The 13,532-nt window shown below is 64.2% G+C and carries 8 protein-coding genes and 1 tRNA gene; 5 read left to right on the top strand and 4 right to left on the bottom strand.

Annotated elements, in window-relative coordinates:
• Positions 1-51 precede the first annotated feature (51 nt).
• The gene (gene porU / locus QY325_09095) at positions 52-3,981 is read right to left on the bottom strand and encodes a type IX secretion system sortase PorU (GenBank protein ID WKZ64917.1); all 3,930 of its coding nucleotides are present in this window, start codon (positions 3,979-3,981) and stop codon (positions 52-54) included.
• Between the two features lie 218 nt (positions 3,982-4,199).
• Here porU and QY325_09090 point away from each other — a divergent pair, with 218 nt between their 5' ends.
• Genes QY325_09090 through murF form a run of 3 tightly spaced genes read left to right on the top strand, consistent with a single transcriptional unit; the run spans position 4,200 to position 8,282 of the window.
• Positions 4,200-5,135, top strand: coding sequence for a type IX secretion system membrane protein PorP/SprF (locus QY325_09090; GenBank protein ID WKZ67971.1), 936 nt, complete (start codon positions 4,200-4,202; stop codon positions 5,133-5,135).
• 32 nt (positions 5,136-5,167) lie between these two features.
• Positions 5,168-6,934, top strand: a complete 1,767-nt coding sequence (locus QY325_09085; GenBank protein WKZ64916.1) for an SUMF1/EgtB/PvdO family nonheme iron enzyme — start codon at positions 5,168-5,170, stop codon at positions 6,932-6,934.
• 58 nt (positions 6,935-6,992) lie between these two features.
• Positions 6,993-8,282, top strand: coding sequence for a UDP-N-acetylmuramoyl-tripeptide--D-alanyl-D-alanine ligase (murF, locus tag QY325_09080; GenBank protein ID WKZ64915.1), 1,290 nt, complete (start codon positions 6,993-6,995; stop codon positions 8,280-8,282).
• A 295-nt stretch (positions 8,283-8,577) separates the two neighbouring features.
• On the opposite strand, the gene QY325_09075 is transcribed toward murF, so the two are convergent.
• The 3 genes from QY325_09075 to proS form a co-directional block, all read right to left on the bottom strand.
• Positions 8,578-8,649 (bottom strand) — tRNA-Glu (locus QY325_09075).
• 61 nt (positions 8,650-8,710) lie between these two features.
• Positions 8,711-9,412, bottom strand: a complete 702-nt coding sequence (locus QY325_09070) for a hypothetical protein (protein WKZ64914.1) — start codon at positions 9,410-9,412, stop codon at positions 8,711-8,713.
• Complete coding sequence (gene proS, locus QY325_09065; GenBank protein WKZ64913.1) at positions 9,412-10,881, bottom strand: proline--tRNA ligase; 1,470 nt, start codon at positions 10,879-10,881, stop codon at positions 9,412-9,414. The genes QY325_09070 and proS overlap by 1 nt, the downstream gene beginning before the upstream one ends.
• Before the next feature lie 105 nt (positions 10,882-10,986).
• On the opposite strand from proS, the gene QY325_09060 reads away from it, so the two are divergent.
• Both QY325_09060 and QY325_09055 read left to right on the top strand, forming a co-directional pair.
• Positions 10,987-12,000: a hypothetical protein gene (locus QY325_09060; protein ID WKZ64912.1), complete on the top strand. Its 1,014-nt coding sequence runs from the start codon at positions 10,987-10,989 to the stop codon at positions 11,998-12,000.
• Positions 12,000-13,505 carry a hypothetical protein gene (locus QY325_09055; GenBank protein WKZ64911.1) on the top strand — a complete coding sequence of 502 codons (1,506 nt, stop codon included), beginning with the start codon at positions 12,000-12,002 and terminating at the stop codon, positions 13,503-13,505. Before QY325_09060 ends, QY325_09055 begins: the two co-directional genes overlap by 1 nt.
• Positions 13,506-13,532 lie beyond the last annotated feature (27 nt).

Genomic DNA, 13,532 nt, shown 5'->3' with positions numbered 1-13,532 from the left:
GGGTGGGGTAAAGGGCTGCGAATATACGGCCGCTGCGGGGCGTCGGCGGCCTTAACGGAGGATGACGAGCTTCTCGAATTTCTCCGCGTTCGCGCCATCGGGTGCGGTGACGGAAAGGCGGTACACATAGACCCCGCGGCCGAGCTTGTCGCCGAAGTCGTCCCTGCCGTCCCACGCCAGGGGCTCGCTCCGGAACCCATCGCAGGTCAGGCGCTCGTTGATGGTCTTCACCAGCCGACCGGCCACGGTGAACACCTGGATCTGGGCATCGAGCGTGGCGCATGGGCGATTGTGCTCGAAGAAGAACTGGGTGCTGGTGGTGAAGGGGTTGGGGTAGTTCAGCACATGCTCCAAGGCGAGCTCGGCGCTGCTCGCCACCACGAATTCGGTGGTGGACTCCGATGAATTGTTGTGCGCATCCCAGGCCTTCAGGCGCAGCGTGTGGCTGCCTTCGGCAAGGCGACCGAAGCGGTACCGCACCTGGCCGCTCTTGTAGGTGTCCAGGTCGGCCTCGTAGAGGTCGTTGAGCACGATGGCCTGCTCGGTGTTCTCGTCCAAGGTGGCCAGCAGGTCGTGGCCGATGCTCGAGCCCACGGTATTGATGCCGTTCTTATCGAACAGACGGGCGAAGAGCAGCGGGGTCTCGTTGGTGATGCCCCCGCGCACGAACCGGTCGTCGTTCAGGAACAGGTCGATCCGCGGCCCCTGATCGTCCAGGGCGACGTCATCGGCCGTGTCGCCCACCTTGGGGCTATTCGTGTAGCCGCTGGCGTTCAACATGGCTGATTCCGCATAGCAAGCGATGCGCCCGGGCCCCACTTGGTAGTTGATGTCCTTCGGCACCACGAAGGTGAAGCTGAAGCTGCCGTTGGTGACGGTGGCCCGGCCGCGGTAGATCACGCTCTTCCGGATGCGGAAGGTGAAGGCGCCGCCGCCGTCGTTGGCCAGGGTGTTCTGCACGCTGGCCTTGTCGTAGACAGTGGGCACCACCACCCCGTTGAACTCCTGCATGGGCTGGCCGCTGCCGTCATCGACGAAGCCCGTGACGCGCACCACGCTGAGGGCCTTCAGGGTATCGACCGGCTGCCCGAGCGTATCGGTGATCGCGGCGATCCGCAGGGTGGCACGCGGCAGCGCCAGCCGCATGCTCGGATCGCCCACCAGCACGAAGTTCCGGTGGTTGCGGAGCGTGGGCTGCTGGGTGGTGATGGCCTTCTTCGTGCGCCGGTAGGTATCGCCGATGCGCGCCTCCCGGCCCGCCTCATCCACGGTCTCGAAGACATGGTCGAAGAAGTCGTTGGCCAGCATGAAGTTCTGGCTGGAGTAGGCCAGGCGCGAGGTGGACATGAGGCCCACGCCGCCGCCGTTCGGATTGAGCAGCACGTATTCGCCTGCCGAGGTGCGGCCGGGGTCATCCCACCGGGTGAACTCGCAGGTGGCGGTCATGAAGAGCGGCAGGCGGTCCTTGTTCGTCCAGTCCAGGATCGTGGTGTTGTCCAGCAGCCGCTCATGGGCCCAGCCCACTTCGCCCCCGTGCCCCACGTAATTCACCAGGAGGGCGCCCTTCTGCACCTTGTCGCGCAGCTCCGAGCTGGCTTGCGGATAGCGCTGCCCGCCCGGTGTTGAGATCTGCTGGTAGGCGTCCATATAGATCTTGTCCACGTTCAGGTGCGGGTATTCCCGTTCCACGCGGCGGGCCAGCGAATCGCTCTGGTCCATGTGGATGATGCCCTCGAAGCCGTCACCGGTCTGGTCGTCGCTCACGAAGAGCACGTGGGTCCGCCAATCCGGGATGCCGCCATCGCCGGTGACCGTGCAGCTGCCGCCGCTCGCCGTGCTCACGCCCAGGCGGTCGTAGTTCAGGATCTTGTCCACCACCTGCCGGGCCTGCTCGGCGCTGTGCACCACCAGGCGGCCCACGCCGATGTCCACCAGGTCGCCTGTGTACTCGCCATCCCCTTCATCCAGGAGGCCGAAGAAGTCGTCCGACGTGTACGAGCGCGAGGGGTCGACGCTGTCCTCGGTCTGGTAGGTGGGGATGTAGTTCTGGTTGCTCGGCGTGAGCGAGATGTTGTTGTAGGAGCCATCGCCGAAGAGCAGGAGGTAGCGCGGCATCAGGTCGGGGTCGGCACCGGCCCGGTCGTAGAGCATCCGCATGTACCGCTTGATCGCCGAAGCGTCGCGCATGCCGCTGCTGAACTCGTTGAAGACCTGCTGCGGCGATACGATGCGCACCGAGAGCCCTTCGCTGGCGCGCCGCTCGGCAAGCCGCTGGGCCTGCGCCTGGAACACGGGCGGGCACACGATCACCAGGTCCGTAGGCAGTTCCGTGGCATGCAGGTCCTGCGGAGTTACGCGGCCCACGGCGGTGGGGGAGAGGTAGTTGGCATCGCGGAAGGCGATGAACTGGCGGAGGGTATCGGTGCCCATCCGGAACGTCTTCTGGTTCCCCGATGCGGCATAGTCGACGCGGCCGGGATTAAGGGGGTCGGTGATGTCCCAGATCCGCTGCACGGTCTGGGCATTGTCGATGACGAACTCGGAGACCTCGCCGGGCCCGGCGGACTCCAGCGACCGGAACATGAGCTGGTCGCCGAACATGCGCAGCTCGCGCGTGCAGTTGAGGCGCAGGTAGTTCAGCCAGCCTACGGAGGTCACCGGGTCGAACTTGTTGAAGGTGATGGACACCGGAACGCTGTTCCCTGCGGCATTCCAGGTGAACGTCTGGTTGAAGTTGCGCGCTGTGGGCCCGGTATAGCTGTTGGCGATGCCGTTCACCGTGATGGTGCCTGAGAATGCGCTGCCCGAGGAGACGGTGAAGGAGCTGGTGTTCTGCACCACGCCCGAATTGAAGGTCCGCGCCGCGCCGTTCACCTCCAGCGTGATCGGCTCGGTGGGCACCAGGAAAGGCGTCTCGAAGCTGTATCCATAGGTGGTCACAAGGTCGTAGACCTCGCCATACCAAGTGCGTCCGGACTTGATCAGGTTCGTGAGGTCGCGGTCGATCACCTGCCGGTCGTTGAACCGGGTGATGGTGCGCGTGGCGGGCAGGCTGCTCTGGGCCACGGTCTGGATGCGCACCGGCGCATCCGCATCCAGCCCCACGAAGTAGGAAGCCGAGTCGGTGTAGACGTGCTTTGTATGCCGGAAGAGGCCGGAAGCCTGCTCCCAGCGCGTCGGTCCTGATGCGTAGAAGAGGAGATGGTCGCCCGGGCCGAAGACGCCGTCTCCGCCGTCGACCACTTCAATGGCATTGGGCAGCAGGTCCGTGGGCACCACCACGCTGTTCACGAATGGCAGCAGGCCATGGTGGTTGCCATAGATGTTGATGCGGTCACTGGCCCATTCCGACCCCGGCAGGCCCAATGACCGCAGGAAATCATAGGTGAGCCGGTACACCCCGTCGCGTGCCACGGTGAAGCGGAACCAATCCCCTTCCGCCAGCCTCGAATGCTCGGGGTAGTTCATCTTCGGCCGGCCCCTGGGGCCTCCGAAGGTCTCCGCCAACTCATACCGGAAGGAGGTCAGCTTCTCGATGCTCCCGTTCGCTGGATTCCTGCGGAAGGGGACCAGGGTGATGAGCAGGTGGGGCTGCTTGCGGTGCCAGGAAAGGTGCGTATGCACCTCCGGCTCGGCGCCGATGGTATCCAGCCCAGGCCATGCGCTGCGCTCATCGGCCGTGATGCCGATGTACTGCGCATCGGCCAGCCGGAGCGTGGCTTGGCTGACGCCGGCTTGCAGTTCCAGCACTTCGGTGTGGACAGGCAGACCGCCCCGGTCCGGGTCGATGGCGGCGCCCCTGAAGGCGAGGGCCTCGGCGGCCTGTGTGGCTTGCTTCGTCGCCGGTTCCCCGATGCGGCCGCGGGCTTCCGGTCCGGCTGAGGGCCACGCGAGGGACCGGGAGAGATCCCTTTGCGCATGCACGTTCAGCGCGAGGGGGATGAAAATGGCAGCGGTCAGGGTCTTCAGGGAAGGGCTCATCACCGGCAATCAACAGGTTTTCAACAGTTCGGATCGAAAATACTACCTTCGACCCTTGCGTTTCGGAACACGGTGTCAACGGGGCTTGTTCGGCATTATTGCCAGTCGCTTGAGAACCGTTCCGGGGCGGCTCCGTATAATTGGCGCTTGCAGTTAGCCTAGATCGCAACGAGAGCATGATGACAAGGACCATTGGGCGTGCGGGCCTGGTGTTCGCAATGGTGGTGTTGGGCGGCCTTAGCGCTATGGCGCAAGACCCCCAGTTCACCCAATTCTACGCCAATCCGCTCTACCTCAACCCGGCATTCGCCGGTACCGCGCGGTGCCCACGTGTGGTCCTCAATTACCGCAACCAGTGGCCGGCCCTCACAGGCACCTTCGTCACCACCAGTGCGAGCTATGACCAGCATGTGGATGGATTGATGGGCGGCTTGGGGCTGCTGGTCACCAACGACCAGGCCGGCAAAGGCACGCTGAACACCACCACGGTGAGTGGCATCTATTCGTACCAGCAGGCCATTTCACGCAAGTTCTCCATGAAGTTCGGCTTCCAGGCCACCTACTTCCAGAAGTCGCTGGACTGGAGCAAGCTCACCTTCGGCGATCAGATCGACCCGCGGCGCGGCTTCATCTACAACACGAATGATGTCCCCCGGGGCGGAAAGGTGGGCAACGCCGACTTCAGCGCCGGGCTCCTCGGCTACACCGACATCTATTTCGTGGGCGTGGCGGTGCACCACCTCACCCAGCCCAATGAATCCCTTATCGTAGGCACGAGCCGGTTGCCCATGAAGATCACCGGCCATGCCGGTGCGGCCATCCCGCTGGGCATGAAGGGCAAGTACGGCGAGGCCAGGACCCGGATCTCCCCCAACGTACTATACCAGCAGCAGGCCGCGTTCCGTCAGTTGAACCTCGGCCTGTACATCGACCACGGCCCCATCACCGCCGGCGTCTGGTACCGTACGCGGGACTCCTTCATCGCCCTCATCGGATTCCACACCGACAAGTTCAAGTTCGGTTACAGCTACGACCTCACCACCAGCAAGCTCACCACGCGCACCGCAGGGTCGCACGAGGTAAGCATGCAGATCCAGTTCAACTGCAAACCCAAGAAGCGGAGGTTCCGCGTCGTGGCCTGCCCGACGTTCTGATCCCTCCCAGGAACCACGAAACCACCATTGCCATGAGCCTTGCAAGGAAGACAGGGGTCCTGCTGATGGGTGCGGCTTTCCTCTCGAGCTGCCAGTTCGAGAAAAGCGGCGCCACCGGCTGGAACTACAACGACTCCAAGAACGGCGGCTTCGAGAAGGCCAGCTTCGAGGAGCAGGAGAACGGCCCGGGGCTCATCCTCGTGGAGGGCGGGCAGTTCACCATGGGCCGCGTCACCGACGACCTGAGGCACGAGTGGGACATGATCCCGCGCACCGTCACCGTCTCATCCTTCTATATGGATGAGGCGGAGGTCACCAATTTCTATTGGCTCGAGTACCTCTACTGGCTCGATCGCGTTTTCGCGGCCGATTATCCCGAGATCTACAAGAAGGCCCTGCCCGATACGCTGGTGTGGCGGAGCAAGCTGGCCTTCAACGAGCCCTATGTGGAGTACTACCTGCGCCACCCGGCCTACCGGGACTATCCCGTGGTGGGAATCAACTGGCTGCAGGCCAACGACTACTGCGCCTGGAGGACGGACCGCGTGAACGAGATCATCCTGATCCGCGAAGGCCTGTTCGAGCATTACACCAACCAGATCAACGAGGACCACTTCACCACGGATGCCTACCTGGCCGGCCAGTACGAGAGCGGCAAGAAGGTGGACGGCGTGACCGACTTCAATCCGAACAAGGACACGCGGAACATCAAGATGGAGGATGGCGTGCTGCTGCCGCGCTACCGCCTGCCGACTGAGGCGGAGTGGGAGTACGCAGCATACGGAATCATCGGCAACACCGTCGACGAGCGGGTGGTGGAGCGCCGCATCTATCCTTGGAACGGCCACTGGGTGCGCTACGACAGCCGCAAGCGGGGAGGCGCTTTCTACGGCGATTTCCGCGGCAACTTCATGCGCGGGCGTGGGGATTACATGGGCGTGGCAGGCAGCCTCAACGATAATGCCGATGTCACCGCACCGGTGTTCAGCTACTGGCCGAATGACTATGGCCTATACAACATGGCCGGCAACGTGAGCGAATGGGTGATGGATGTGTACCGCCCCCTCAGCCCCGAGGACAAGGACGACTTCAGGCCCTTCCGCGGCAACGTGTTCCGCACCAAGGTGCTCAACAGCGATGGCGTTGTGCAGGACAAGCATGACCTCGTGGTCTACGATGTGGATGGCATCAAATACTACCTCACCGAGTTCCAGATGGCCATGCAGGGCCGTGCCACGGATGAGGAGGCGGCGCTGATCGACGAGCTGCTCACCCAGATCGATCAGGCCATCGAGTTCAATAACACGCGCAAGCAGGATGCGGCCATGCAGCGTGTTCAGGACATGGTGGACAACATCAAGAGCAAGGACCTGGAGATCTGCCCCAAGCTGCTCTCCGGCATCAGCGACTACCAGGCCGACCAGCCGGGCGATGTGCGCGTGCGCAGTGTCACCGTGGAAGAGAATATCGATCGCCGCAATTACCGCCAGAGCGACAACATCGATTTCCGCGACGGGGATGTGGAGAGCAGCATCTACTACGAGCAGCCCGATTTCGAAGGGAATCCGATGTACGACTGGGGCAAGACCACCCTGGTGAATGACCGCAGCCGGGTCTACAAGGGCGCCAGCTGGGCCGACCGCATCTACTGGGCCAATCCAGCCACGCGCCGCCACCTCGATGAGCGGCAGAGCACGGCCACCATCGGCTTCCGCTGCGCCATGACGCGCGTTGGCAGCCCGGTGGGCATGGGCGACAACAAGCGCCGCGAAAAGCTCGATCAAGCCAAGAAGCGCTGACCGAAGGACGCCCCTTTACATTCGGACCCCCGGCAGACTGCCGGGGGTCTTCCATTCCATGACACCCCTGGCGGTCCTCTATCAGCGCTTCCTGGAATGCACGGGCGTCTGCACCGACACCCGGGCGATCGAGGCGGGCTCCCTCTTCGTGGCCCTGAAGGGACCCCGGTTCGATGCGAATGCCTTCGCTGCGCAGGCGCTCGCCAGCGGTGCGCGCTATGCCATCGTGGACGATCCGGGCGCTGCCGTCGATCCCAGGTGCCTTCTCGTGCACGACGGGCTGGCGGCGCTCCAGGATCTTGCTAGGCACCATCGGCGCCAATTCGAGCTGCCGGTGCTGGCCATCACCGGTACCAATGGCAAGACAACCACCAAGGAGCTGGTGCAAGCCGTCATGGCCGGAGACCGACCTACGCTGGCCACCAAGGGCAACCTCAACAACCACATCGGTGTACCGCTTACGCTGCTTCGGTTGACGGCCCGACATCGCTTCGCCATCATTGAGATGGGCGCGAACAAGCCCGGCGATATCGCCGAGCTCGTAGGCATCGCCGAACCCACGCATGGCCTCATCACCAACGTGGGCCGGGCGCATCTGGAGGGGTTCGGGGGATTCGATGGCGTGTTGCGCACCAAGACGGAGCTCTATGCGTTTCTGGCGAGCCACGCGGGGAGCCTGCTCGTGAATGCGGACGATGAGGTTCTCATGACCAGGAGCCAGGGACTTCCGCGCCACACCTACGGCACCCGCCCGGATGCGGATACCCGCGGGCGCGATGCGAGCCAGGGACCCTTCCTCGGCTTGGCTTTCCTCGGCCGCGATGGCCGGGAGCATCGGGTGGCGACTCGGCTGGTCGGCGCCTACAATCTCCCCAATGCCCTGGCTGCCGTGGCTGTGGGCCGGCTTTTCGGGGTTCCGGACGCGACCATCGTCAGCGCATTGGAGGGCTACGTGCCCAGCAACAACCGTTCGCAGTTCAGCGATACCGGCCGCAACGAAGTGGTGGTCGATGCCTACAACGCCAATCCAAGCAGCATGGGTGCCGCTTTGCGCCACTTCGCCGCCATGGCCAGTGCACGGCCCAAGCTGGTCATCCTGGGTGATATGCTCGAGCTGGGCGCCGATTCGCGCGCTGAGCACCGGAAGATCATCGAACTCATAAGCCAGCTGGGCCTCGAAGCGTGGTATGTGGGGCCGCTTTTCGCGGAGGCAGGAGCATCCGGGACCACCTATGCGAACGCGGAGGCGGTTGTGGCCCGTTTGAACAGCGAGCCCGTTGAGGGGCGCCTGATTCTCTTGAAGGGCTCGCGCGGCATCCGTTTGGAGGCGCTCCTGCCCGCCCTGTGAACGCGAAGCGACCGTTTGCGGCTGCCCGAAGAGCGCCAACCGCCAACCGATGAGCGGTCAGGGGCCTGCCTTGGTTCCTGCGGCTCGGGGGGCATTGGTCCTGGTCGTGCTCTGCGCGGCGGGGACACCGGCCAATCCATGGCGCTGACCGAGCCTTGGGCGGGGAGGTGACAATTGGTGCAGCGTGCTGGTCCAGCACGTGGGAGCCGGTTACGGCGCGCCTCCTGTGCGGCATGACGGGCGTGGCGCCATGCGGTGGAATGAGAAAACCCGCGCAGTGCGCGGGTTTCCGATGTAGCCCGTAGGGGAATCGAACCCCTGTTTCATCCGTGAAAGGGACGCGTCCTAACCCCTAGACGAACGGGCCACGATGACAATGCCTGTCCAGCGACAGGGCCGCAAATGTAATCAGCGGCGCGAAATCCCAATCAAGTCATGTCCTCGGTATCCGACTGGAACCGGAAACCGAGCCGTTTGCCCGTGCTGATCTTCAGGTTGGCGTTCAGCTCGTTCATCTCGCTCACGGTCACCTGGTTCACTTGGTCGTAGGGCGGGGCCAGCAGGTCGAACTCCAGCACGTAGAGGATCACGGAGAGCAGAACGGCCCTGATACGCTCGCGCTCCAGCGCATTGGCGGGCAGGTCGTTGTATAGGAAACCGAGCTGCCGTTTGCCTTGGACGAAGAACCGGTTGTCGCGGTTGAGGAAGAGCCGGGCCACCAAGTACCCCAGGTCGCGCTCACGGTTGTACTTGAAGGAGTCGCTGAGGAAATTGTACATGTTGATCACCCCGAAGTAGCCGCGCAGCTCGTCCTCCTCCAGATAGCTCGTCTTCCATAGGCTGTGGCTCTGATCGAGCCGGAAGACATTGGTGTGCATGTGGAAGATGATGACATCGCCCGCCACGCGCAGCTCGCAGGCGGTCTGCCCCTTGTCGGTGAAGGTGACGGTGAGCCGCTCATCCTCGCACTTCACCTTGGCCTCCAGGTCCAGCGCGATCTCCTGCAGCAGCTCCTTCACCATCTCGAAGAGCACCATGGTGCTCTGATACACGTCCTGCTTCATGCAGGACTTGGTGCGCAGCATCTCAAGGATCAGGCTGCGGGGGTCGGGGGCGGCTTTCTTGCTCATCAGTAGGCCCGGGCGAAGATGACGCGGCGCTCGCTGGGCTTGCCGGTGACCATGCAAGCGCCCGGGGTGCGGTCCCCATCCAGCGGGATGCACCGGATGGTGGCCTTCGTCTCCTCCTTCACGCGGGCCTCGGTTTCGGCGGTGCCGTCCCAGTGCGCCAAGATGAAGCCGCCCTTCTCGATCTCGCGCTTGAATTCCTCGTAGCTGTCCACGGCCCGGGTTCCGGCCTCGCGCATGGCCAGGGCCTTCTGGAACAGGTTGTCCTGGATATGCCCGAGCAGATGGCCGATCTTCTCGGCCAGGTCGGTCACTTGCATCACCTGCTTCTCCAAAGTGTCCCTGCGGGCGACCTCCACGGTCCCGTTCTCCATGTCGCGCGGGCCGATGGCGATGCGGACCGGATAGCCCTTGAATTCATACTCGGCGAACTTCCAGCCCGGCTTCTTCGTATCGTCGGCATCAAGCTTCACGGAGATGCCCCTCGCGCGCATGGCCTTGACCGCGGGCTCTGCGAAGGCGAGGATGGCCTTGAGCTGCTCCTCGTTCCTGGCAATGGGCACCACCACCACCTGCACGGGGGCGAGCTTGGGCGGAAGCACCAAGCCGTTGTCATCGCTGTGGGTCATGATGAGGGCCCCCATGAGCCGGGTGCTCACGCCCCAGCTGGTGGCCCAGACGTGCTCCTGCCGGTTATCGCGGTTGGTGAAGAGCACATCGAAGGCTTTGGCGAAGTTCTGCCCAAGGAAGTGCGAGGTGCCGGCCTGCAGGGCCTTGCCGTCCTGCATGAGCGCCTCGATGCAGTAGGTCTCCTCGGCGCCCGCGAACCGCTCGCTCGCGGTCTTGATGCCCTTGATCACGGGGATGGCGAGCCATTCCTCGGCGAACTGGCGGTAGACCTCCAGCATCCGTTCGGTCTCCTCGAGCGCCTCCGCCTTGGTGGCGTGCGCCGTGTGGCCCTCCTGCCAGAGGAACTCGGCGGTGCGCAGGAACAGGCGCGTGCGCATCTCCCAGCGCACCACATTGGCCCACTGGTTGATGAGCAACGGCAGGTCGCGGTAGCTCTTGATCCAGCCGCGGTAGGTGTTCCAGATGATCGTCTCACTGGTGGGCCGCACGATGAGCTCCTCTTCGAGCTTGGCCTCCGGATCCACCACCACGCCGTGCTCGGGGTCGCTCTTCAGCCGGTAGTGCGTCACCACCGCGCATTCCTTGGCGAAGCCCTCCACATGGCTGGCTTCCTTGGCCAGGTAGCTCTTGGGGATGAAGAGGGGGAAGTAGGCGTTCACATGGCCGGTCTCCTTGAACATGTCGTCCAGGGCGCGCTGCATCTTCTCCCAGATGGCGTAGCCGTGCGGCTTGATCACCATGCACCCGCGCACGTCGCTATGCTCCGCCAGATCGGCCTTCAGCACAAGGTCGTTGTACCATTGCGCGTAATCCTCTGAGCGCTTCGTCAACTGGTCGGCCATCGCACTAATCCGGTATTATTTTTGTTCTGTAACAGGAGCCGAAAGTACGCAACGCCAATCCGGCGTCCGGGTGCTCGAGGCAAGGCCTTCAACACCACGCGCAGCATGAACATCCGAACCAGCCTCCCGGCCGTCCTGCTCATCGCCCTGTTGGCAGGCGCCTGCTCGTCGTCGCAGCCGCTGGCACAGCAGGATGACGATGTGTACTTCATGCCCTCGCAGGCGCCGAGGATTGCGGCAGCGCCGACCCCTGTCCCTTCCCAGGAGCCGTCGGCCGATAAGGCGACCGACGACTACTACGACCCCGGCACTTCGCGCGACCTGGGCGCTTCCCGCAGCTACTATGACATGGCCTACAACGACCCGTACTATTACAACTACGGGCGCTTCGGCTTCGGAACGGGCTTCGGCATGGGCATGGGCTGGCAGAGCGGATGGAACGGCCCAGGCTGGGGCATGGGCATGGGATGGGGTTCGAATCCGTACGGCTGGAGCGATCCGTGGGGTTGGAACCGGCCAATGGGCTGGAACCGGCCATGGGGCTGGAATGATCCCTGGCGCTGGAACTCCCCTTGGGGCTGGAACGATGGCTGGGGCTACGGCTTCGGCGGTTATAACGGCTGGGGATGGAACGGATACAGCTACTACGGCAATTACTGGGGCCCCTTTGGCGCGTGCGGAGGCTGCTACACCCCGGTAATCGTAGGCGGAAGCAGCAACACGTACATCGGCCATCGGCCCTCCACCACGGGCTCGTCCCTTGGCACGGGCAATGGCTCCGTGCGACCGCGCGCCAGTTTCCGCGATCCGGTGGGCCTGAGCCCACGGCCTGTGGAGCAGCCGGCATCCTTGGTTCGCCCGGCCATCCAGCAGCGGCAGCCGGCCTCCCGCCCGATGGATCGCGGCATAGCACGGCCGGATGAGCGGCCCGTTCAGCGCCCTGTGGTTCAGCCACCGCAGCGCCGCCCTTCAGAGCGCCCCACGGAGCGCCAACCGGTGGAGCGGCGACCCACGATCAACGACCGCGGCAACGACCGCCCTGTCTTCGAGCGCTCGGCCCCGGCGCCGTCCCGAACGAATGATGGCGGTGGCGCGCCTACGCGCCATCGGTCGCGGTGATGGCGCGGCGCTGGCATTCCACTGCATGGCTGGCGGTGCATTTCGCGCTCGCCGGTTGGCTGTTGACCAGTGGCGCCCGGGCGCAGAGCGAGGAGGATGCGCTGCGCATGGCCACCAGCAGGCCGGGCGGTACGGCACGCAGCAATGGCATGGGCAACGCCTTCGGTGCGCTGGGCGCGGATCCCGTCGCTGCGGGCATCAATCCAGCGGGCATGGCGCTCTACCGGGCCAGCTCGCTCTCCCTCACGCTCGGGGTGGATGTGATCGGCGATGCGGCCACCTATTACGGCACGGGGTCTTCCGCCACCGCTTCCCGCCTGTCCCTGCCCAATCTGGCACTGGTGGTTCATAACCCCGGCAAGGCGGATGGTGCGATGGTGGCATCCGTCTATGGCATCGTCTACGATCGGATCGAGTTGCAGCGCTTCAGTACCGATGCCTTGGCGGACCGGGCCCCGACCACGATGCTCGCGCATTTCGTGAACCAGGCCGATGGCATTCCCTACACCACCTTGCCTGACGACCTGCCCTTCGGAGCCGGATTGGCGTGGAACGCCTTCGGCATCGATACCCTGCCGGGTTCAACGGACGCCTATTTCAGTTACATCCCCATGGGCAGCGACACCCGCCAGCGCCACACGGTGGAGGCGAACGGGGCCACCAACCGCACCGGGATCTTCTACGCGGCCAACATCGACGATCGCATCTATATCGGGGCCACCGCCAACATCATGGGCCACCGCTTCCGGCGCACCACCACGCACACGGAATACAGCCTGGATCAGGGATTGGACCTCGGGCAGATGGAGTTCAGGGAGGAACTGGTGACCAGCGGCGGCGGTTTCGAGCTCCTGGTGGGCGTCATCGGCCGGTTCTCCGATCGGGTGAGGGCCGGGGTCGCATTCCAGAGCCCGCAATGGATGCAGCTCAACGACGCCTTCAACACATCGGTGCGGACGGGCTTCCGGTCGACCCAGGGCCTGGATGACTATGACCTCACCTACGAGTCGCCGGATGGAAGCTTTAGCTACCGCATCAACACGCCATGGCGCGCGACGGCGAGCGCGGCCTACATCGCGGGGGCCAATGGGCTGGTGAGCATCGATTACTCCTACGGGGACACGCGCTCGCTGCGCTTCGGGCGTTCGGCCACGCTCGATGATCCGTACGACTTCGCGCTGGAGAATGCCGCCATCAAGGACCGGTTCCGCGCCCAGCATTCCGTGAGGATCGGAACGGAGTGGCGGGCGGGCAGTTGGTATTACCGCGGGGGATGGGGATTCGTGCAGGACCCGTATGTGACGACGGATGCCCAGCGCGGCACGGCCCGGCGCACTTATGCCGCTGGCATCGGCTACCGCGGCGCCCATGTAACGGTTGACCTCGCCGCCAACTACACGGTGCAGGACCTGCGGAAGTTCGCCTATGACCCCGCGCTGGTGGAGCCGATGCTGGTGCGCAGGGGCGTGGTGTCCACCTTCCTCACCCTTGGCCTGAGGCCCTGAGATGGCGAAGGCCTCCCAACGAGGCCT

Source organism: Flavobacteriales bacterium, from assembly GCA_030584065.1.
In the GTDB taxonomy this organism is placed as follows: domain Bacteria; phylum Bacteroidota; class Bacteroidia; order Flavobacteriales_F; family PHOS-HE28; genus PHOS-HE28.
Note: the sequence above shows the minus strand (reverse complement) of the source record. Positions and strands in the feature narration are given on the sequence as shown.

What these genes read in the sequence shown, in the direction of transcription:
- QY325_09070 (WKZ64914.1), bottom strand. Translation starts at nt 9,412, where the DNA reads ATGAGCAAGAAAGCCGCCCCCGACCCCCGCAGCCTGATCCTTGAGATG.
- porU (WKZ64917.1), bottom strand. Translation starts at nt 3,981, where the DNA reads ATGAGCCCTTCCCTGAAGACCCTGACCGCTGCCATTTTCATCCCCCTC.
- QY325_09085 (WKZ64916.1), top strand. Translation starts at nt 5,168, where the DNA reads ATGAGCCTTGCAAGGAAGACAGGGGTCCTGCTGATGGGTGCGGCTTTC.
- QY325_09060 (WKZ64912.1), top strand. Translation starts at nt 10,987, where the DNA reads ATGAACATCCGAACCAGCCTCCCGGCCGTCCTGCTCATCGCCCTGTTG.
- proS (WKZ64913.1), bottom strand. Translation starts at nt 10,881, where the DNA reads ATGGCCGACCAGTTGACGAAGCGCTCAGAGGATTACGCGCAATGGTAC.
- murF (WKZ64915.1), top strand. Translation starts at nt 6,993, where the DNA reads ATGACACCCCTGGCGGTCCTCTATCAGCGCTTCCTGGAATGCACGGGC.
- QY325_09055 (WKZ64911.1), top strand. Translation starts at nt 12,000, where the DNA reads ATGGCGCGGCGCTGGCATTCCACTGCATGGCTGGCGGTGCATTTCGCG.
- QY325_09090 (WKZ67971.1), top strand. Translation starts at nt 4,200, where the DNA reads ATGGTGGTGTTGGGCGGCCTTAGCGCTATGGCGCAAGACCCCCAGTTC.